At 74.4% G+C, this 20,891-nt stretch carries 18 protein-coding genes; 8 read left to right on the plus strand and 10 right to left on the minus strand.

The genetic code is table 11. The features are described 5' to 3' along the window. Nucleotides 1-7: 7 nt before the first annotated feature. The 4 genes from ACXVGS_RS11305 to ACXVGS_RS11320 form a co-directional block, all read right to left on the minus strand. A complete protein-coding gene (locus tag ACXVGS_RS11305; protein ID WP_458529934.1) occupies nucleotides 8-610 on the minus strand; it encodes a DUF5998 family protein in 603 nt (200 codons plus the stop codon). A 102-nt stretch (nucleotides 611-712) separates the two neighbouring features. Continuing rightward, the gene (locus ACXVGS_RS11310) at nucleotides 713-3,385 is read right to left on the minus strand and encodes a bifunctional acetate--CoA ligase family protein/GNAT family N-acetyltransferase (RefSeq protein ID WP_458536962.1); all 2,673 of its coding nucleotides are present in this window, start codon (nucleotides 3,383-3,385) and stop codon (nucleotides 713-715) included. Between the two features lie 51 nt (nucleotides 3,386-3,436). Further along, entirely contained in the window at nucleotides 3,437-4,843 is a 1,407-nt protein-coding gene (locus ACXVGS_RS11315) for a hypothetical protein (protein ID WP_458533325.1), read from the minus strand. Beyond that, the gene (locus ACXVGS_RS11320; RefSeq protein ID WP_458529937.1) at nucleotides 4,840-5,397 is read right to left on the minus strand and encodes an RNA polymerase sigma factor; all 558 of its coding nucleotides are present in this window, start codon (nucleotides 5,395-5,397) and stop codon (nucleotides 4,840-4,842) included. Before ACXVGS_RS11320 ends, ACXVGS_RS11315 begins: the two co-directional genes overlap by 4 nt. Before the next feature lie 83 nt (nucleotides 5,398-5,480). On the opposite strand from ACXVGS_RS11320, the gene ACXVGS_RS11325 reads away from it, so the two are divergent. Continuing rightward, the gene (locus ACXVGS_RS11325; RefSeq protein WP_458536963.1) at nucleotides 5,481-7,217 is read left to right on the plus strand and encodes an AMP-binding protein; all 1,737 of its coding nucleotides are present in this window, start codon (nucleotides 5,481-5,483) and stop codon (nucleotides 7,215-7,217) included. An 11-nt stretch (nucleotides 7,218-7,228) separates the two neighbouring features. On the opposite strand, the gene ACXVGS_RS11330 is transcribed toward ACXVGS_RS11325, so the two are convergent. The 6 genes from ACXVGS_RS11330 to acsA all read right to left on the minus strand — a co-directional run bounded on the left by ACXVGS_RS11330 (nucleotide 7,229) and on the right by acsA (nucleotide 14,133). Then, nucleotides 7,229-8,224: a glycosyltransferase family 2 protein gene (locus ACXVGS_RS11330; protein ID WP_458529939.1), complete on the minus strand. Its 996-nt coding sequence runs from the start codon at nucleotides 8,222-8,224 to the stop codon at nucleotides 7,229-7,231. 223 nt (nucleotides 8,225-8,447) lie between these two features. Further along, nucleotides 8,448-8,693: a phosphopantetheine-binding protein gene (locus ACXVGS_RS11335; RefSeq protein WP_458529940.1), complete on the minus strand. Its 246-nt coding sequence runs from the start codon at nucleotides 8,691-8,693 to the stop codon at nucleotides 8,448-8,450. Beyond that, nucleotides 8,690-10,279, minus strand: coding sequence for a dihydrolipoamide acetyltransferase family protein (locus tag ACXVGS_RS11340; RefSeq protein ID WP_458536964.1), 1,590 nt, complete (start codon nucleotides 10,277-10,279; stop codon nucleotides 8,690-8,692). Before ACXVGS_RS11340 ends, ACXVGS_RS11335 begins: the two co-directional genes overlap by 4 nt. Further along, nucleotides 10,272-11,252: an alpha-ketoacid dehydrogenase subunit beta gene (locus tag ACXVGS_RS11345; RefSeq protein ID WP_458529954.1), complete on the minus strand. Its 981-nt coding sequence runs from the start codon at nucleotides 11,250-11,252 to the stop codon at nucleotides 10,272-10,274. The genes ACXVGS_RS11340 and ACXVGS_RS11345 overlap by 8 nt, the downstream gene beginning before the upstream one ends. Before the next feature lie 5 nt (nucleotides 11,253-11,257). Further along, nucleotides 11,258-12,280 (minus strand): pyruvate dehydrogenase (acetyl-transferring) E1 component subunit alpha, encoded by a 1,023-nt coding sequence (gene pdhA, locus ACXVGS_RS11350; RefSeq protein WP_458529942.1) that lies wholly within the window; start codon nucleotides 12,278-12,280, stop codon nucleotides 11,258-11,260. Then, a complete protein-coding gene (acsA, locus tag ACXVGS_RS11355) occupies nucleotides 12,277-14,133 on the minus strand; it encodes an acetate--CoA ligase (protein ID WP_458531938.1) in 1,857 nt (618 codons plus the stop codon). Before acsA ends, pdhA begins: the two co-directional genes overlap by 4 nt. A 174-nt stretch (nucleotides 14,134-14,307) precedes the next feature. On the opposite strand from acsA, the gene ACXVGS_RS11360 reads away from it, so the two are divergent. From ACXVGS_RS11360 to ptsP, 7 genes are all read left to right on the plus strand, one after another. Continuing rightward, complete coding sequence (locus ACXVGS_RS11360; protein ID WP_458536965.1) at nucleotides 14,308-14,931, plus strand: nitroreductase family protein; 624 nt, start codon at nucleotides 14,308-14,310, stop codon at nucleotides 14,929-14,931. Between the two features lie 173 nt (nucleotides 14,932-15,104). Then, the gene (locus ACXVGS_RS11365; RefSeq protein WP_458529946.1) at nucleotides 15,105-15,866 is read left to right on the plus strand and encodes a DeoR/GlpR family DNA-binding transcription regulator; all 762 of its coding nucleotides are present in this window, start codon (nucleotides 15,105-15,107) and stop codon (nucleotides 15,864-15,866) included. Continuing rightward, entirely contained in the window at nucleotides 15,863-16,813 is a 951-nt protein-coding gene (gene pfkB, locus ACXVGS_RS11370; protein WP_458529947.1) for a 1-phosphofructokinase, read from the plus strand. Before ACXVGS_RS11365 ends, pfkB begins: the two co-directional genes overlap by 4 nt. A 43-nt stretch (nucleotides 16,814-16,856) precedes the next feature. Beyond that, nucleotides 16,857-17,303 (plus strand): PTS sugar transporter subunit IIA, encoded by a 447-nt coding sequence (locus ACXVGS_RS11375; RefSeq protein WP_141788397.1) that lies wholly within the window; start codon nucleotides 16,857-16,859, stop codon nucleotides 17,301-17,303. Further along, nucleotides 17,300-18,862, plus strand: coding sequence for a PTS fructose transporter subunit IIC (locus ACXVGS_RS11380; RefSeq protein ID WP_458529948.1), 1,563 nt, complete (start codon nucleotides 17,300-17,302; stop codon nucleotides 18,860-18,862). Before ACXVGS_RS11375 ends, ACXVGS_RS11380 begins: the two co-directional genes overlap by 4 nt. Before the next feature lie 60 nt (nucleotides 18,863-18,922). Beyond that, nucleotides 18,923-19,192, plus strand: coding sequence for an HPr family phosphocarrier protein (locus ACXVGS_RS11385; protein ID WP_458529949.1), 270 nt, complete (start codon nucleotides 18,923-18,925; stop codon nucleotides 19,190-19,192). Nucleotides 19,193-19,197: 5 nt separating this feature from the next. Beyond that, nucleotides 19,198-20,880, plus strand: a complete 1,683-nt coding sequence (ptsP, locus tag ACXVGS_RS11390) for a phosphoenolpyruvate--protein phosphotransferase (protein WP_458536966.1) — start codon at nucleotides 19,198-19,200, stop codon at nucleotides 20,878-20,880. Nucleotides 20,881-20,891: the final 11 nt, after the last annotated feature.

Raw genomic sequence — 20,891 nt, forward strand, 5'->3', positions numbered from 1 at the left:
CCCCTCCTCAGCGTCCGATCGTCGCCGACATCGCGCGGGCGAAGGCCATCGCCTGCTCCAGGGCGGGCTGGCCATCGGCGGCGGCACTGACGCGCAGGCTGATGTCGTCGGCGGTGACCGTGCCCTCGTAGCCGTGGTCGGCCTCGCAGGAGGGGTCGCTGCAGACGGCCGGCACCATGTCGACCCGGCTGACCGTGCCCCACCCCAGCGTCACGGTGAGCTCGCGGCCGAGGGCCCCGGGCTCGTAGCTGTCCGGCGCGGCGACGACGTGGGTGAGCATCACCCCGCGGACCGCGCTGAGCGGCACGACCTCGGAGGTCGCGGTGGCCACGGCCTCGGCGTCGCCCTGCTCGCCGTGCTCGCCGTGGTGGTCGTCGGCGTGGGCGATGACCAGCCGGCGCGGGGTGAGCACGAGCACGGTGATGTGCCGGCGCACGGTGTCGTGGTCGAACGTCGTCTCCTGGTGGACCAGGTGCGAGACCACCTGCTCACCCGCGAGGGCCGAGTCCACCACGTCCGCGACGAGCGCCGGGTAGTAGCCGGCCCGCTCGATGTCCCGGGTGAGGTTCTCCGGGAGGGGGGTGGGACGCTGCTCGGTCGGTGTGGCCATGGGCCCATCCTTGCGCACGTCAGCGGGGCCCGCCGACCGGCCGGGCTCGCGGGCGGCTGCTGGCCGTGTCCCGGGCGGGCGGCCACGGCACCGCCGCGGTCCCTAGGGCAGGGCCCGGCGGTCGGTGTCCTTGCGCACCGGTGGCGGCGCGACAGTGGCCTCCGCCCCGACCACGTCCACCCCGCCGGGATGGGCGATCACGGGGTTGAGCACGAGCGAGGCGACCTCGGGCAGCTCGTCCGCGAGCACCGACATCCGGGCGACCAGGTCTGCCAGGGCGGCACGGTTGACCGGGGTGGCGCCGCGGTGGCCGTGCAACAGCGGCGCGGCCCGCACCGAGGAGATCAGGTCGGACACGTCGACGTCGGTGAGCGGCGGGATCCGGTGCCCGATGTCGCCGAGCAGGTCGGTCGGCGGGCCGGCCACCGAGAAGCTGACCACCGGGCCGAACAGCGGGTCCTCGGTCGTGCTCACCACGCAGGAGACCCCGGGCGTGGCCATCTTCTGCACCACCAGGGAGTTGGCCGACAGCGCGGCCAGCCGGTCCTTCAGCGCGGCGAACGCCTCCCGCACCGAGGCGGCCGTGTGCAGGTCGACCCGGATGCCACCCGTGCCGGGCTGGTGGCGCACCGCGGGCGCCACCGACTTGACCACCACCGGATAGCCCATGTGCCTGGCCGCCGCCACCGCGTCGTCGGCGGTGGCCACCGGCACCGTCGGCCACAGGGTGATGCCGTAGGCGGCCAGCAGGACCGTGACCTCGTCGGGCGTCAGTGCGCGTCCCTCGGGCGACTGCGTGAGGACGGCGTCGACGAGCGCCTCCGCGGCTGCCCGGTCGATGCCGACCGGCGCCACCCGCTGGCCCTGGTCGCGGGCCCGCCACTCGCCGTACTTGGTCGCCGCCGCAAGCGCGCGCACCGCGTCCTCCGGCATGGAGTACGCCGGCACGGCCCGCCTCCGTCCGTGCTCGTCGAACTCCTTGGCGGACAAGGCTTCCGTGACGCCGCGCATACCGAGGAACGTGGCCAGGCACGGCTTGTCGGACTGCGCTGCCGCGTCGGCCACGGCGTCGACGACCTCGGCGTCAAGGGTGACCAGGGGCGGGATGAAGCAGGTGAGGACGCTGTCGACCTGCTCGTCGGCGAAGGCGGCGTCAAGGGTCTGGGCGAACATCTCCGCGGTGGCCTCCGACGGCAGCGACACCGGGCCGTGGGTCACCTCCAGCCCCCAGCTGACGCAGGCCTCGGCGGTGAGCGCGCCCAGGGCGTCGGAGTTGCCGACCACCGCGACCCGTCGCCCGCGCGGCAGCGGCTGGTGGACGACGAGCTGGGCCACGTCGAAGAGCTGGTGGATGTTCTCGACCCGGATCACCCCGGCCTGGCGCAGCATGGCGTCGAAGGCCTGGGGCGGCACGCGGGTGGGCCGGGCCCGGTGACCCGGCGGCACGCCGTACGAGCTGATGCCCGACTTGACGACGATCACCGGCTTGGTGAGGGCCAGCGCCCGGGCGATCCGGCTGAACTTGCGCGGGTTGCCCATGGACTCGAGGTACAGGCCCACCGCGTGGGTGTCGGCATCGTCGATCCAGTACTGCATGAAGTCGTTGCCCGAGACGTCGACGCGGTTGCCGGCGGAGGCGAACACCGAGACGCCGAGGTTGCGCCGGGCGGCCGAGGCCAGGACCGCGATGCCGAGGGCGCCGCTCTGGGCGAAGAGCCCGAACGTGCCCGGCGGTGGCAGCGCCGGCGCAAGCGACGCGTTGAGCCTCACCGCGGGGTGGGAGTTGATCACCCCGAAGGAGTTGGGCCCGATGACCCGCATGCCGGCGTCGCGGGCGGTGCGCAGCAGCTCACGCTGGCGCTGCTCCCCCTCCGGGCCGACCTCGGCGAAGCCGGCCGAGGCGACCAGCAGCGCCTTGACCCCCGCGTCGGCGCAGTCGCGCACCACGCCGAGCACCGCCTCCGCGGGCACCGCTACGACGGCGAGGTCGACCTCGTCGGGGATGTCGCTGACCTTGGCGTGCGACTCCAGGCCCAGCACCTCCAACGCCTCGGTGTTGACGGCGTGGACCCGGCCGGTGAACCCGGCGGCAAGGACGTTGTGCAGCAGCTGGTGCCCGATCGAGTCCGACCGGCGGCTCGCGCCGACCACCGCGATCGAGTCCGGGAAGAGCACCGAGTGCATGCTGACCGACTCCGCGCGGTGCTCCCGGGCCAGACGCACCGCCTGGGACTGCTCGGTCGGCTCGATCCGGAACGAGACCGCGATGACCCCGTCGTCGTAGTGGTGCTCGACCTCGTAGCCGGCCTCGGTGAAGACGCCGATCATCTTGCGGTTCTGCGGGAGCACGTCGGCGACGAACTTGCCGACCCCGAGCTCGTGCGCGATCGCGGCCAGGTGCTCCAGCAGCACCGAGCCGACGCCCCGGCCCTGGAAGGCGTCGGAGATGTTGAACGCCACCTCCGCCGTCGTCGCGTCGATCTTGTCGTAGCGGGCGATGCCGATGATCTCCCCGCGCACCGTTGCGACCAGCGCCACCCGGTCGACGTAGTCGACGTGGGTGAACCGCTGCACGTCCCGCTCGGAGAGCTGCTTGATCGGCGCGAAGAAGCGCATGTAGATCGACTCCGGCGACTGCCGGGCGTGGAACCGGCGGATCCCGTCGGCGTCGTCGGGCCGGATCGGGCGCACGTGCGCCACCGAGCCGTCCCGGAGCACGACGTCGGCCTCCCACCGGGCCCGGTCGGCGCCGGGACGGGAGGCCGTGTGGGTCATGACTAGAGGATGGCATGCCTCGTGTGACGATCGCGTGTCATGGCAACGGGTTCAGCTGATCGTCACCTTCTGCCAGTGGTCGCCGTGGTCGTGGCTGACCCAGTACGCCGGGCCGGGGCCGCCGAGGGCGTAGAACGTCGCCCCACCGGGAGCACCCACCCAGCGCCACCCCATCGTGGGCATCGGGGGCGCGCCGGCGGGGACCACCCACGTGTGGCCACCGTCGTGGCTGACCTTCAGGGAGCCGTGGACCGAGGGGTTCCCGCCGGAGGCGGCGAGCAGGTTGCTGCGGTCGGCGGCCGCGAGCGCGATGTGCCCGGCGTTGACCAGCGTGAGCGACTGGGCGTCGACCACGCTCCAGGTCAGGCCGTCGGGGCTGGTGTTGACGGCGTAGCCGAGCGAGCCGGCCGCGCCCTGGGTGGTGCACAGCCCGACCAGGCCGGGGTGCGCCGACGCGTCGGTGGTCACCACCTCGGCGCCGCCGCCGCGGCAGACCGGGCCCTGCGAGCCCGGTGAGAGCGACTCGGTGTCCTGCACCTGCAGCAGGACGCCGCCGACCGGGGTCCAGACGCTGACCACGGGCTGGCCACCCCCCAGCGCGAGCACCGGCTCGTTCCAGCCCCGGCCGAGGTCGGCCGACGCGCCACCACCGGCCACCCCGTGCGGCTGGGCGACCGAGTCGGTGGCCATGGTCAGCTGGCCGGAGCAGGAGCCGGTGCCGCAGCCCTGGCCGGTCACGACCACGACCTGCTGGCCGTCGGTCTCGAGCGCCACGACCGCGTCACCGCTGTGCGGGTAGGGCGCCCAGGTGCGCCCGCCATCACGGGTCTGCATCGCCCCGCCGCCGAACACCCACCCGATCTCGGGGGTGGCGAAGCGCACCTGGCTCAGCACGCCGGCCGGCTGCACCGAGGCACCGACGACGTCGGGGTCGGGCACCGTCCGTCCGTCGAAGGAGTGCACGACCGCCCACGTGCGACCCTCGTCGGTGGAGCCGGCCAGGACCGGGCACCGCACCCCGTGCCCGCACGAGGCGTCACCCATGGCGTAGACGTGCCCGTGCCCGGCGTTGCTCAGCGAGAGCACGGTGAAGTCCTTCGGCACCGCGGCCCCCCGGGCCAGCCCGGGCACGGCGGAGCCCGTCGCCGACGGCGCCGGCGCCGAGGTGCTGGGCGCCGGCCGGGTCACCTGCGTGGGCCCGGGGGTGGCAACGGTCGTCGCCGCCGGACGTGGCGGCGTGCCCGTCCCGTGCGTGGTCGCCCAGGCGACACCCGCGGTGAGCAGGGCCACGGCAGCGGCGGCCCCGGCATACCGCTGCCGGTGGCTGCGGCGGCGCCACCGCGCCGCGTGCACGATCCGCTGCCAGCGCTCCTCGTCGGCGGGCAGGTCCGTGACCAGCGCCCGCTCCCGGGCGAACAGCTCCTCGACCGACCCCGGCCGGGGCTCGTTCCCGCTCATCGCACACCCTCCAGCAGCCGGGCCATCCGGGCCCGCGCGTCGAACAGGTCCCGCTTGACCGCGCCCTCGGACCGGCCCAGGTGCGCGGCGACCTGGGCGACGCTCAGGTCGGCGAAGTAGTAGAGCAGCACCCCGGCCCGGAGCCGGTCCGGCAGCGCGAGCACGGCGTCCCGGACGGTGAGCCGCTCGGCCGGGTCGGGTCCCGGCGCCGCCTCCTGCGGCGGCCGGCCCCCGGAGAACCGGTCGTATGCCGTGGCCTCCCGCCCGCGACGTCGCCAGTGGTCGCGAACCAGGTTCGCGGTCGTCGCGTAGAGCCAGGCCTTGGGCTCGTCCACCAGGTCCCAGTCACGGATCAGCCGCACGAAGGCCTCCGTCGCCAGGTCGTGGGCCAGGTCGCGGTCCCCGAGCAGGCGAGCCGCCCACCCGGCGAGCAGGCCGTAGTGGGCGGCGTAGACCTGCCGCACCGCCGCCTCGGTCGCTGCCGACTGCACCTGCGCGCCTCCCCGGCGGTGGACGCGACGGCCCGCCCGGGCCGGTGCCGTCGTCGTCTCCATGCCCTTGTGACGATTCTGGGCCCCCCGCGGTTGGATGCCGCTCACTCGCTGCCACGGCGCGCCGTCGTGGCTAGTGTCGGCACATGGCCGAGGCCCAGACCACCTTCCGCGACGCACGCGACCTGCTGCTGGCGCAGCGCACCGACTACGACGCGGCGATGGCCGGCTACGAGCCGCCCCGCCCGCAGCACTTCAACTGGGCGCTGGACTGGTTCGACGCGGTCGCCGCCACGCCCCAGACCGGGCCCCGGACCGCGCTGTGGGTCATCGAGGAGGACGGCACCCAGGCCCGGGTGACCTATGCCGAGATGGCGCAGCGGTCCGGGCAGGTGGCGGCCTGGCTGCGCTCGCTCGGGGTGCACCGGGGCGACCGGGTGCTGCTCATGCTGGGCAACCAGGTCGAGCTGTGGGAGACGATGCTCGCCGCGACCAAGCTGGGCGCCGTCATCATCCCGGCGACGACCCTGCTGACCGCCGAGGACATCGTCGACCGCATCGAGCGGGGCGCGGTGCGCCACGTCGTCGCCGGCGCGGCACACACCGGCCGGTTCGCCCAGGTGCCCGGCGACTACACCCGCATCGCGGTGGGCGAGGCAGGGAGCGGCTGGACGTCATACGGCGAGTCGCGTTCGTTCACAGGCGAGTTCGTCCCCGACGGCCCCACCCGCGGTGACGACACCCTGCTGCTCTACTTCACCTCGGGCACGACCGCGAAGCCCAAGCTGGTCGAGCACACCCACCTGTCCTACCCCGTGGGGCACCTGTCCACGATGTACTGGGTCGGGCTGCAGCCCGGCGACGTGCACCTGAACATCTCCTCCCCCGGCTGGGCCAAGCACGCGTGGAGCTCGTTCTTCGCCCCGTGGAACGCCGAGGCCACGATCCTCGTGGTCAACCAGGCCCGGTTCGACGCCCCGGGGCTGCTGGAGGCCATGGCGACCGCGCAGGTGAGCACGTTCTGCGCCCCGCCGACGGTCTACCGCATGCTCATCCAGCAGGATCTCGCCGCGTGGCGGGACCGGCTCTCGCTGAGAGAGATGGTCGGCGCCGGCGAGCCGCTCAACCCCGAGGTGATCGAGCAGGTGCGGGCGGCCCTGGGCATCACCGTCCGCGACGGCTTCGGACAGACCGAGACCACCGCCCAGGTCGGCAACACCCCCGGGCAGGAGGTCGTGCCCGGGTCGATGGGCCGGCCTCTTCCCGGCTACGACGTCGTGCTGCTCGACCCGGCGACCGGGCAGGAGCGCACGCAGCCCGGGCAGGAGGGCGAGCTCTGCCTGCGGCTGACCGGGCCCGGCGGGCGCCCGGTCGGGCTCATGGTCGGCTACCACGGCGACCGCGAGCGCACCGCGGAGTCGATGCGCGACGGCGCCTACCACACCGGCGACGTGGCCAGCCGGGACGAGCGCGGCTGGATCACCTACGTGGGGCGCGCCGACGACGTGTTCAAGGCCTCGGACTACCGGATCAGCCCGTTCGAGCTGGAGTCGGTGCTCATCGAGCACCCCGCCGTGGCCGAGGCTGCGGTCGTGCCCTCACCGGACCCGACCCGCCTGGCCGTGCCCAAGGCCTACGTCGTGCTGGCGCCGGGTCACGAGCCCACCGCGGAGACGGCGCGGGACATCCTGGCCTACTGCCGCGAGCACCTGGCGCCGTACAAGCGGATTCGGCGGATCGAGTTCGCCGAGCTGCCCAAGACGATCTCGGGCAAGATCCGCCGCGTGGAGCTGCGCGGGCGGGAGCAGCAGGCCCACGGCACGGGTCAGGACCCCACGAGCCGGGCCAGCGCACAGGAGTTCTGGGAGACCGACCTGGGCTGAGCGCCCCCGGCTCAGCGGCTCAGAGTCGCCGGCGTCGCGCTGACCTCCCGGTCGGTCACCCCGGCCTCGGGCGAGGCCCGACGCGGCGCCGGGATGCGTAGATAGGCCAGGCGAACGGCCTCGATCCGGTTGCGCGTCGTCCGCTCGAGCATGGCGCCGGCCATGACGAGGTTCAGCGCCACGAGGAAGCAGCCCACGGCGGCGATCAGGCTGGGGTAGCGCGGCACGAGCCCGGTGTGGACGTAGTCGGTCAGGACCGGAACCAGCAGCGCCACGGCGCCAAGGGCCCACGGCACGGCGAGCCCGGTGAACGACGCGAGCGGCTTCCAGTCGCGGAACAGCCGCAGGTTGCGCCGCAGGATGCGCACGCCGTCGCGGTAGGTGGACAGCTTGCTCTCTGATCCCTCGGGGCGGGCCCCGTAGGCGGTGCGGACCTCGTCGTAGGTCACGCCGAGGCTCGCGGCGTGGGCGTTGAGCTCAGCCTCGATCTCGAAGCCGCTGGCCATGCTGGGGAAGGTCTTGACGAACCGCCGGCTGAACCCGCGGTAGCCGGAGAGGGTGTCCTCGACGCGCAGGCCGAACAGCCGCTGGAAGACCCACGTCAGCATCGCGTTCCCGAGTCGGTGGCCAGCACGGTAGGCCTCCGCTGCACCGGGTCCGGCCACCCGGGCGCCGACGACCATGTCGATGCCCTCATCGAGCACCTTGGCGGCCATCACCGGGCCCGCCCCAGCGTCGTACGTCGCGTCGCCGTCGACCATCAGGTAACACTCGGCGTCGACGTCGGCAAACAGTCGTCGCACCGCGTTCCCCTTGCCGGGGCGCGGCTCGTAGATCACCCGCGCCCCCGCGGCGCGAGCCTGCTCGGCGGTCGCGTCTGTCGAAGCGTTGTCCACGACGACGACCTCACTACCGGGCAGGCTGGCCCGGAAGTCCCGGACGACCTGCGCAATGGTGCGCTCTTCGTTGTGGCACGGCACGACGACCGCGATCTGCGTGATGCTCACGACGCTGGTTCCTCTTCCGGCGACAACCGCGCGACTGCGCCCAGATCGCCCTCACGGTGACGGAGCGGCCCTTGCGGCCGGTCCTGCGGCACTCGCTGCACCCTGAGCAGGAGCACCCCGATGGTACCGGCCGGTGCCGGAACCACGGCCCGGACTGATGCCCACCACACGGCGGGAAGCGTCATGCCGGCGACAGCACGGAGATGCACCCGTGTGCGCGGCGTCAGGAACGGGTGAGGTAGCGCACGCAGGAGTCCACCGAGACCAGCTCGGGGTAGTCCTCCTCGTCGATCCGTGCGCCCCGCCCCGTGCTCAACGTCTCGGCGAAGGCGAGGAAGTCCAGGGAGTCCAGCTCGTAGGCGTCGCGCAGGTCCTCCTCCGGCGCCAGCGTGGCGGGGTCGGCGTCGGGGACCACCTTGTGCAACGCCCGCGCCACGAGGTCGCGGGCGTCCTGCTCGGTCAGCGTCATGGCTCCTCCAGGGTGTGCAGCTGCCGGTCGACCTCGGTGAGGAAGCGCGACCCGACGAAGCCGTCGGTGGCACGGTGGTCCGCGGCGAGGGTGACCCGCACGAGCGGGCGCACGCCGAGCAGGCCGTCCACCGCCCACGGGCGCTCGAGCACCCGGCCCACCCCGACGAGGGCGACCTGCGGCGGGTGGATGACGCCGTGCACCAGGTCGACACCCTGCTCCCCGAGGTTGGTCACCGTGATCGTCGGGTCGGCCAGCTCGGTGCGGCGCAGCCGCCGGGCGCGCGCCCGCTCGACGAGGTCGCGCAGCCGCGCCATGAGCTCCACCGTGGACAGATGGTCGGCGTCGTGGATCGCCGGCGCCACGATCCCCCCGCCCCGCAACGAGATCGCCACGCCGAGGTGCACGCCCTCGCCGGGCCGGAAGGCGTCCCCGACCCAGAAGCCGTTGAGCTCGGGGTGCTTCGCCGCCGCCTGCGCCACGGCCCGCAGCACCAGTGCTGCCGGGATGATCCGCCGAGCCACGTCGAGCTCCCGGTTGCGGGCGTGCATCCAGGCCAGCGGTTCCGACAGCTCGATCGTCGTCTCGAGGTAGTAGTGCGGCACCTCCCGGTTGGATCGCGCCATCAGCCTGGCGATCGCCTGCCGCATCGGGTCGGTCCCTCCGGCTCCGCGCGGAGCGGACGGTCCCGGCGGCGTCTCCGGGGCGAGGGCCGCCGGCTGGGCCGCTGCGGCGGCCGCGGTCATCGCCGCCGTCCGGGGTGCCTGAGCTCGGGCCCGCACCTGCGCCGCGGTGACGGCCCCGGAGGGCCCGGGGCGCAGGTCCCCCAGCGCGACGCCCAGCTCGGCCGCCAGCCGTCGCGCGTAGGGACTGACCCGTGGTCGCCGCTCCCCCAGCGCTGTGCCGGCCGCCGGGATGCCGGTCGGCGCAGGCATTCCCCCGGGCGCGGCCGCTGGTATGCCGGTCGTCTCCTCGCGCGCCCGGCCCGCCGCGGGGACCTCCCCGACCAGGGCCGCCGGGGCGCCCGCCTCGCGGGCGGCGAGCGCCTCCCGCTCGACGTCCTCGCGCAGGATGCGTCCGCGCGGCCCGGTGCCGCGCACGGCGGTGAGGTCGACGCCGAGCTCGCCGGCCAGGTGCCGCACCAGAGGAGTGGCCAGGGGCGCCGCCTCTGGGGGGCTCGGCGCGGTCCCGGCGGTTGCCCCCGGCCGGGGAGGCTGCTCGGCCCGCGGGGCGAGGACGGGCGCCATGGGCCGCGCGGCAGGCAGCGGAGCAGCAGGCTGCGCGGCAGACACCGACGCCGCCGACACCGACGCCGCCGGCACCGACGCCGCCGGCACGGGCACCGCGGCCCCGGCCGGCAGGATCCGCGCCAGCGGGGCGCCCACCGGCACCTTCGTGCCCGGTCCGACGACCTGCTCGCCCATGACCCCGGACTCGAACACCTCGACCTCCACGGCCGACTTGGCGGTGTCCACCACCGCGACGACCTGGCCGGCGCTGACCGGCTCCCCCGGCCGGACGAGCCACTCCAGCAGCGTCCCCTCGTCCATGTCGGCGCCTAGCGAGGGCATGACGAAGTCACCCACCGGCGCCCACCACCCGTCGGCACGCCGCGGCCACCGTCTCCGCCTGGGGCAGCGCCGCGTCCTCGAGGTGCTTGGCGTAGGGCACCGGCACCTCCGCGCTGCACACCCGGTCCACCGGAGCGTCCAGGTCGTAGAAGGCCTCCTCGGCGATGCGGGCGGCCACCTCGGCGGACAGGCTGCCGCTGCGCCAGCCCTCGTCCACGACGACCGCCCGGTGGGTGCGCCGGACCGAGGCCAGCACCGTGGCCGAGTCCAGCGGGCGCAACACACGCAGGTCGACGACCTCAGCCGAGATCCCCTCTGCGGCAAGAGTCTCGGCCGCCGTGAGCGCCTTGCCGAGACATCCGCCCCACGCGACGACGGTCACGTCGGCGCCCGCGCGCCGGATGGCGGCGGAGGTGATGTCCACCTCCGGGGCGGCATCCTCGAGCGGCCCGGACACGGCATACAGCGAGCCGTGCTCGAAGAGGATGACCGGGTCGGGGTCGAGCAGGGCGGGCCAGAGCATGCCGCGGGCGTCCTCCAGGGTCGCGGGGGCGAGGACCCGCAGGCCGGGGATGTGGGCGTAGAACGCCTCGAGGCTGTGCGAGTGCTGCGCGGCGAGCTGGCGCCCGGCGCCGGTGGTCATCCGGATCACCAGGGGCACGGCGACCTGGCCCCCTGACATGTGCAGCAGGGTGGCGGCGTTGTTGAGGATCTGGTCCAGCGCCAGCAGGCTGAAGTTGACCGTCATCACCTCGACGACCGGGCGCATCCCGCCGATCGCCGCGCCGATCCCGGCCCCCACGAACGCCGACTCCGACAGCGGGGTGTCCCGGATGCGCTCGGGCCCGAACTCCTCCAGCAGCCCCATGCTGACGGCGAAGCAGCCCCCGTAGCGGCCGACGTCCTCGCCCATGAGGAACACCCGCTCGTCGCGCGTCATCGCGTCCCGCAGCGCGGCGCGCATCGCCTCACGGTAGGTCGTCTCCAGCACGGTCACGGCGGCCCCTCCTCGGAGTGCACGAACCGGGTCAGGTCCCCGACCGGCTCCAGCGGGGCCGCCTCGGCGGAGCTGACCGCCTCCGCGATCTCGGCGGCCACGGTGGCCTCGATGCGGGTCAGCGCCTCGTCCACCGCCACGCCCTCACCGCGCAGGCGCGCCGCGAACACCTCGACCGGGTCGCGCTCGCGCCAGTGCGCCACCTCGGCCTTGTCCCGGTAGAGCTCGGGGTCGTACATGCTGTGCGCGCGGAACCGGTAGGTGCGCATCTCCAGGAACACCGGCGCCTCGCCGCTGCGCACGTCGTCCAGCGCGCGCCGGGTGGCCTCGTCCACCGCCTCGACGTCCATGCCGTCCACGGGCCAGGCCGGCATGCCGTATGCCGCGGCGTGCAGCGCCAGGTCGGGCACCGCCAGCTCCCGCTCGATCGAGGTGCCCATGGCGTAGAGGTTGTTCTCGCAGACGAACAGCACCGGCAGCCGCCACAGCGCCGCGAGGTTGAGCGACTCGTGGAACTCGCCCTCGGCGGCGGCACCGTCGCCGAAGAAGCAGACGGCCACACCGTCCCGGTGCTGCATCCGCTCGGCCAGGCCGAGCCCGACCGCGAGCGGCAGGCCCCCAGCGACGATCGCGTTGCCGCCGTAGAAGCGCCGCGTCGTGTCAAACAGGTGCATCGAGCCGCCGCGGCCCCGGCTGGACCCGGTGGCGCGGCCGAACATCTCGGCCATCACCTCCGGCATGGGCAGGCCCCGGGCCAGGGCGTGGCCGTGCTCGCGGTAGGTCGAGACCACCGCGTCACGCTCCTCGAGCGCCCCCATCACCCCCGCGGCCACGGCCTCCTCGCCGATGCACAGGTGCATGAAGCCACGGATGCGCGTCTGGCTGTAGAGCTGGACGCACGCCTCCTCGAACCGGCGGATCCGCACCATCTGCGCCAGCATCCCCAGCCGGGCGGCGCTCCGGACCTCCTCCGGTGACGCTGCCTTCGCGGCACGCCTGGGCCTCGTGCGCGTGCTCATGCCGGGGGCTCCAGCGTCGAGGTGTCGCCCTCCTCCAGCCCGAGCTCGCGGGCGCGCAACAGGCGGCGCATCACCTTGCCGCTGCGGGTGTGCGGCAGGTGCTGGTCGAAGTCGACCTCCTTGGGCGCGACCGCCCCGAGCCGGCGCCGGGCGAAGCTGAGCAGCTCCTCGCGCAGCGCGTCGTCGGCGGTGAACCCGTCGCGCACCGTGACGAACGCCTTGACGACCTCGCCGGCGACCGGGTCGGGCTTGCCGATGACGCCGGCCTCGGCGACCGCCGGGTGCTCCATCAGCGCGGTCTCGACCTCGAACGGCCCGACCAGGTGGCCGGCCGACTTGATGACGTCGTCGGCCCGGCCGACGAACCAGTGGTAGCCCTGCCCGTCCACGCGCACGAGGTCGCCGGTGAGGTACCAGCCGTCGGCGAACGAGGCGGCATACCGCTGCTCGTCGTGCAGGTAGCCGCGGAACATCGAGGGCCACCCGCGCTGGAGGGCGAGCTCACCGACCAGGCCCGGCTCGGTCAGCACCCGCACGTGGCCGTCCGGCCCGACCTGCGCCCGGCCGTCCTCCCCGCGCTCGAGGACGGCGGTCTCGATGCCCGGCACCGGCCGGCCCATCGACCCGGGGCGGACCTCGGCGCAGCGGTAGTTGGCGACCATGATCGCGCCGGTCTCGGTCTGCCACCAGTTGTCGTGCACCGGCAGCCCGAGCGCGTCCCGGCCCCAGACGACGACCTCGGGGTTGAGCGGCTCACCGACGCTGGCGATGTGCCGCAGCGCGGACAGGTCGTAGCGCCGGGGCAGCTGCTCGCCGGCGCGCATGAGCATCCGCAGGGCGGTGGGCGCGGTGTACCAGACGGTGACGCGCTGGTCCTGCAGCAGTGAGTACCAGCGCAGCGCGTCGTAGTCGCGGGCGTCGGTGACCACGGTCGCGCCCAGGCTGAGCGGGGCGATGACGCCGTAGGACATGCCGGTGACCCAGCCGGGGTCGGCCGTGCACCAGAAGACGTCGTCCGGGCCGAGGTCGAGCACCCACTGTGCCGTCGCCCGGTGCACCACCACCGCCTCGTGGGCGTGCACGGCGCCCTTGGGCCGGCCGGTGGTGCCGCTGGTGAAGTGCAGCAGGGCCGGCGTGTCCGGGTCGGTGGGCGGGATGGCGAACTCCTCGCTGGCGGCGTCCATGGCCTCGGCCAGGTCGATGCCCCCGGGCACCGAGCGCGCGGTCTCCGGGTCGCCGCCCACGAGCAGCACGTGCTCGAGCTCGGGCAGCTGGTCGCGCACCGGCTCCACCTTGCGGCGGTACAGCGCCGGCGTTGTCACCAGCACCCGCCCGTTGCCCAGCACCAGCCGGTCGCGCACCGGCTCGGGCCCGAATGCGGAGAACAGCGGGCAGAAGACGCTGGTGGCCTTGAGCGTGCCGAGCGCGGCGATGAACAGTGCCGGCTGTCGCCCCATCAGGCTGAACACCCGCTCACCCGGCCCCACCCGCAGGCCGCGCAGCACGTTGGCGAACCGGCTGGTGTGCGCGGCCAGCTGGGCGTAGGTCACCTCGCTGGTCTCGCCGTGCCGCCCGACCGCCAGGATCGCCCGCCGGTGACCACGACCCTCGCGCACGTGCCGGTCGAGCGCCTCGTCGGCGATGTTGAGCCCGCGGTGGCCGGGCAGCCCGGCCAGCTCAGCCCGGGCGTCCTCCCAGCGGAAGGCGGCGCGGGCCGCGTCGTAGTCGGCCAGCCGGGGCGGCGGCCCGCTGCCCGCGGACGGCGCGATCGGGGGCCAGACGTGCGTGCTCACCGCGGCCATGCGCGCCACCTCCACGTGCCGGTATGCCGTGACCAGAGTCGGGTGCGGCATCGCACCGGACCACGGCACAACGTCCCGGCGGGAGGGGTCCACCGGCCGGCCTCCAGCGCCTCGCCGCCGCGCCGCCGGGGTGTCCTGGTCGCGCCGTCGTCACGCCGTCGGCCCGTCCCGGCCACGTCCCGGACGCGCCTGCGGGCCCGGGCGGGCACTGGCAGCATGACCGCCATGGAGTTCCAGGAGGTCGTCCGCCGTCGCCGCATGGTCCGCCGCTACGACCCCGACCGGCCGGTGCCACCGGAGGTCCTCGACCTTGTCCTGCGCACCGCGATCCGGGCACCGAGCGCCGGGTTCAGCCAGGGCTGGGACTTCCTGGTCCTGGCCGAACCGCAGGAACGCCAGGTGTTCTGGGGCGCGACGACCGACCCCGACACCGAGCCGGACAGCTGGCTGACCGGGCTGATGAGCGCCCCGGTGCTCATCGTCTGCCTGTCCGACAAGGGCACCTACCTGCGCCGCTACGCCGAGCCCGACAAGGGGTGGACCGACCAGGACGAGGCCCGCTGGCCGGTGCCCTACTGGGACGTCGACACCGGGATGGCCGCGCTGCTCATGCTGCTCACGGGCGTGGACGAAGGCCTGGGTGGGCTCTTCTTCGGCGTGCCGCCGGAGTACCACGAGGACGTGCTGGAGGCGTTCGCCATCCCGCACGACCGGTCGATCGTCGGCGTGGTGGCCCTGGGCTACGCCGCGGCCGTCCGGCGCAGCCCGAGCCTGCGCCGGGGCCGGCGGGAGGTCAGCGAGGTGGCCCACCGCGGCCGCTTCGGCACCCCCTGGCAGCCGCGCGACTGACCCGCTCCGGACGGACCCCCCGCCTGAGCGGGTGCCGCCATGTGAGCACGGACACCGAAAACAGACAGGCTCACAAACCCGTTTCTGTGGTTTCTTGTGAGAAACCCTTTACATCGGTGTGACTGCGGGCACACACTGGGGCGATCGGCACGCCAACCCCAGGAGGACCTCCGGTGTACGCGGAAGAGCGCCAGCAGCACATCCTCGAGACGGCCCGGGCCGCCGGCCGCGTCGAGGTCACCGCGCTGGCCGAGCAGCTCGACGTCACCCCCGAGACCGTCCGCCGCGACCTGACGGCGCTGGAGCGCCGTGGCCTGCTGCGCCGGGTGCACGGCGGCGCGATACCGGTTGAGCGCCTCGGCTTCGAGCCGGCGGTGGCCACCCGCGAGGAGCGGCTGGTCACCGAGAAGGAACGCATCGCCAAGGCGGCCCTGGCCGAGCTGCCCGACGAGGGCACGATCCTCATCGACGCCGGCACGACCACCGGCCGCCTGGCCGAGCTGCTCCCCCGCGACCGCGAGCTGACCGTGGTGACCAACTCGCTCACCGTCGCCGGCCAGGTCGCCACCCAGGCCAACCTGTCCCTCTACCTGCTCGGCGGCCGGGTCCGCGGGCGCACGCTCGCCTGCGTCGGCGAGTGGGCCGAGCGGGCCCTGGCCGATGTCTTCGTCGACGTGGCGTTCGTGGGCACCAACGGCCTCTCCCGCGAGCGCGGCCTGACCACCCCGGACCAGTCCGAGGCCGCGGTCAAGCGCGCCATGATCTCCTCGGCCCGGCGCGCGGTCGTGCTCACCGACCACTCCAAGGTCGGCATCGACCATTTCGCGCTGGTCTCCCCCCTGGCCGAGATCGACACGATCATCACCGACAGCGGGCTCGACGCGGAGACCGCCGCCGAGCTCGAGGGCGAGGGCCCGGAGGTGATCCGGGCATGATCGTGACGCTGACGCCCAACCCGAGCATCGACCGCACCGTCTCGATCAGCCACCTCGAGCGCGGCGAGGTCCACCGGGCCACCGCCTCCCGGGTGGACCCCGGGGGCAAGGGCGTCAACGTCTCCCGCGCCCTCGCCGCGCACGGCCTGCACAGCGTCGCGGTGCTCCCGGCCGGGGGCGCCGAAGGCGCGCTGCTGGAGCGGCTGCTGACCAGCACCGGTGTCGAGGTCCTGCCCGTGCCGATCGGCGGGTCGGTCCGCGCCAACGTCGCCCTGGTCGAGCCCGACGGCACCACCACCAAGGTCAACGAGCCCGGCCCGACCCTGACCACCGCCGAGCTGTCCTCGCTGGTCGCCGGCGCGGCCACCGCCCTGATGCGCGGCCCGAGCTGGGTGGTCGGCTGCGGCTCGCTGCCCCCCGGCGTCGACGACGAGCTGTATGCCGTGCTGGTGCGGCGCGCCCGCGCAGCCGGGGTCCGCGTCGCGGTCGACACCTCGGGGGTGCCGTTGGCCCGGGCCGTCGCTGCCGGCCCGGACCTCATCAAGCCCAACCACGAGGAGCTCGCGGAGCTGGTCGGCACCGCCCTGCCGACGCTGGCCGACGTGCACACCGCCGCCAAGGGCCTGCTCGGCCAGGGCGTGGGCACCGTCGTGGTCAGCCTCGGGCGCCACGGGGCCCTGCTCGTCACCGACGGCCTGACCGCCCACGGGCACGCCGTCGTCGACCGGCCGCTGAGCACCGTCGGCGCCGGCGACGCCCTGCTGGCCGGCTACCTGCACGCCACCGCCACCGGCTCCGCCCCGGACTCGGCGCTGGCCGCGGGCGTCGCCTGGGGCGCCGCGGCCGTCGGGCTGCCCGGCAGCCGGATGCCCACCCCCGGTGACGTGCACGGCATACCCGTGCTGGTCACCCACCACCCCGACCTGACCCTGCGCCTGGCCCCCTGAGCCAGCCCACCCCGACCCGCCCACACCGCAAAGGAACCCGCACATGGCACTGATCACCGACAAGCTCGTGGTCCTGGACCTCGAGGCGCCGGACCGGCACGCCGCCACGCGCATCCTCGCCGAGGCGCTGGACAGCGAGGGCCGGGTCACCGACCTCGACGGCTTCCTCGCCGACGTCCGCAAGCGCGAGGAGCAGATGCCCACGGGCCTGCCGGGCGGGATCGGCATCCCCCACGCGCGCAGCGCCCACGTGACCGAGCCCTCCCTGGTGTTCGGCCGCACCGCCGGCGTCGACTTCGGCGCCGAGGACGGCCCGGCCACCCTCATCTTCCTCATCGCGGCCCCCGAGGGCGGCGGCGAGGAGCACCTGGCGATCCTGGCCAAGCTCGCACGCCGCCTGGTCCGCCCGGACTTCCGTCAGTCCCTCCACGACGCGCCCGACAGTGCCGCGGTCGTCGACATCGTCACCCGAGAGGTGGTCAACCAATGAAGTTCGTCGCCGTGACGTCGTGCCCCACGGGCATCGCGCACACCTACATGGCGGCCGAGTCCCTCGAGCAGAGCGCGAAGGACGCCGGTCACGAGATCGCGGTCGAGACCCAGGGCTCGGCCGGCTCCCAGCCGCTGCCGGCAGAGGTCATCGCCGCCGCCGACGCCGTGATCTTCGCGGCCGACGTCGAGGTGCGCGAGCGCCAGCGCTTCGCCGGCAAGCCGCTCGTGCAGGTCGGCGTCAAGAAGGCCATCTCCGACGGGCCGGGCCTGATCGCCCAGGCCGTGTCCGCCGCCGAGGAGGCCGCCGCGCACCCCGAGGTCCTGGCCGCCGCAGCCTCAGCGCCGACGTCCGGCGGGGGGCTGGCCACCAAGGTGGACTCGGAGGCCAGCACCGGCACCCGCATCCGCCAGTGGCTGATGACCGGCGTGAGCTACATGATCCCGTTCGTCGCCGCCGGCGGCATCCTCATCGCCCTGTCGTTCATGCTGGCCCAGATCGCCGGCGGCAAGCGCGGCGCGATCGCCGTCGTCAACTACAACCTCACCGGCACCGGCGCGGACGCCCACTGGAACCTCGCCACCAACTTCAACCTGACCAGCGGCATGGACTGGGCCGGGCTGCTGTTCGTCATCGGCGCCGCCTCGTTCGGCTTCCTGGTGCCGATCCTGTCCGGCTTCATCGCGTTCGCCATCGCCGACCGGCCCGGCATCGCCCCCGGCATCGTCGGAGGGTTCATCGCCGCGACGATGGGCGCCGGGTTCCTCGGCGGCATCGCCACGGGCTTCGTCGGCGGGTTCACCGCGCTGTGGATCAGCCGCCGCAAGGTCCCCAAGGGCGTGCGCGGCATCATGCCGGTCGTGGTCATCCCCCTGGTGTCCACGGCGATCACCGGCGCGGCGCTCATCCTCGTGCTCGGCCGGCCGATCAAGGCCATCTCCGACGGCCTGACCTCGTGGCTCAACGGCCTGACCGGCACCAACCTGGTGATCCTGGGCATCATCCTCGGCCTGATGATGGGCTTCGACCTCGGCGGCCCGGTCAACAAGGTGGCCTACACCTTCGCGACGACCGGCCTGGCCACCGCGGCCGCGACCGCCGCGGCCGGTGGCACCCCGCTGAAGGTCATGGCCGCGGTGATGGCTGCCGGCATGACCCCGCCGCTGGGCATGGCCCTGGCGACCACGATCCGGCCCGGCCTGTTCTCCGAGCCCGAGCGGGAGAACGGACGAGCCGCGTGGCTGCTCGGGGCATCGTTCATCTCCGAGGGCGCGATCCCGTTCGCGGCCGCCGACCCCTGGCGGGTCATCGTCTCGAGCATGTCCGGCTCGGCCGTCGCCGGAGCCCTGGTGATGCTGTTCGGCAGCACCCTGCGGGCCCCGCACGGAGGCATCTGGGTCGTCCCGCTCATCGGCGCCCCGCTGCTCTTCCTCCTGGCGATCGCCGTCGGCACCTGCGTGACGACTGCCGTCGTGGTGGCTCTGAAGTCCACCGCGAAGACCACCGACGCGGACCTGGTGGCCGAGCCCGCCGCCACCACGACCGCCTCCGCGGTCTGACACCGGCACCACCTCCCCCACCGGTGACCCCGGTGGACCACCCGAAGGAGCGAGAAACACATGGCCCAGCGCACCGTCACCATCGCCTCGTCCGTGGGGCTGCACGCCCGGCCCGCCGCCCTGTTCGTCCAGGCCGCCACCGCCACCGGCCTGCCGGTGCAGATCGGCCGGGACGGCGAGGACGCGGTCGACGCCCGCAGCATCCTCGGCGTCATGGCCCTCGGGGCCAAGCACGGCGAGGCGGTCGTCCTGACGGCCGACGGCGACGGTGCCGACGCGGCCCTGGACGGCCTGGTCGAGCTGCTCTCCCGCGACCTCGACGCGGAGTGATCGACATGGCCGACATCCAGAGCAAGCACGGCATCGGGGTCAGCCCCGGCACGGCGGTCGGACCGGTGGTCCAGGTCCGACCGCCCGTGCGGCCGCCGGCCGACGAGGCGCCGGTGGCAGACGTGGCGGAGGCGGGCGCGCGCGTCCGGGCCGTCCTGGAGTCGGTCGCCGCCACGCTGGAGGAGCGCGCGGCCGGCGCCGACGCGACCGCCCAGCAGATCCTCACCGCCACCGCGATGATGGCCCGGGACCCCGGCCTGGCGGGAGCGGTCGACACGCAGCTGGCCGCCGGACGCGGTCCGGCGACGGCGGTCGACGCCGCCGTCGAGGAGTACTGCGCCATGTTCACCGCGGCCGGCGGCTACCTCGCCGAGCGGGTCACCGACCTGCGCGACGTGCGCGACCGGGCCGTGGCCCGCGTGCTCGGGGTCCCCGAGCCCGGTGTCCCCCGCCTGTCCGAGCCCAGCGTCCTGGCCGCCCACGACCTGGCGCCGGCGGAGACCTCGGTCCTGGACCCCGCCACGGTGCTGGCGATCCTCACCGAGTCCGGTGGGCCCACCAGCCACACCGCGATCCTCGCCGCCCAGATGGGCATCCCGGCCGTGGTCCAGCTGCCCGGCGCCGTGGACATCCCCACCGGCACCCGGGTCGCCGTCGACGGCGGCACCGGCGAGGTCGTGCTCGAGCCCGACGAGGGCCTGCAGCACGAGCTCGCCGCCAAGGCCGAGCGCCGTGCGGTCGCCCTGTCCGCGACCAAGGGCCCCGGCATGACCTCCGACCAGCACCCGGTAGCCCTGCTCGCCAACATCGGGCGGCTCGAGGACGCGGTGCGCGCCGCGGCCGAGGACGTCGAGGGCGTGGGGCTGTTCCGCACCGAGTTCCTCTTCCTCGAGCGCGACACCGCGCCGACGCTGGAGGAGCAGACGCAGACCTACACCGCGGTCCTGGAGGCGTTCGGCTCACGCAGGGTCGTGGTGCGCACCCTCGACGCGGGCGCCGACAAGCCGCTGGCCTTCGCCGACCTCGGCCCGGAGGTGAACCCCGCCCTGGGCCGGCGCGGCCTGCGCATGTCGGCCCTGCGCCCCGACCTGCTCGACACCCAGCTGCAGGCGCTGGCCGCCGCCGCGCGGGCGACCGGCGCCGACATCCGGGTGATGGCGCCGATGGTGGCCACCGCCGACGAGGCCGCGTGGTTCGCCCGCCGCGTGCGCGAGCACGGGCTGCCCTCGGTCGGGGTGATGATCGAGGTACCCGCGGCCGCGCTGCGCTCCCGACACGTCCTGGCCGAGGTCGACTTCGCCAGCCTGGGCACCAACGACCTCGCGCAGTACGCCCTGGCCGCCGACCGGCTGCAGGGCGAGCTCGCCGACCTGCTCGACCCCTGGCAGCCGGGCCTGCTCGACCTCGTCGCCGCGGCGTGCGAGGGCGGCCGGGTCCACGGCAAGCCAGTCGGGGTCTGCGGCGAGGCTGCCGGTGACCCGCTCCTTGCGCTGGTGCTTGCCGGCCTGGGCGTGAGCAGCCTGTCCATGGCCCCGAGCCGGGTGCCCGCCGTGCGCCTGGCGCTGTCGTTGCACGAGCTCGCCGTCTGCTCCTCCCTGGCCGAGCGCGCCCGCAGCGCCCGGTCCGCGGAGGAGGCCCGCTCCGTGGTCGCCGAGCTGGCCCACCCCGACCTGCTCGCCATTCTCTGAACGACCCACCC

It is taken from the genome of Oryzihumus sp., from assembly GCF_054325275.1.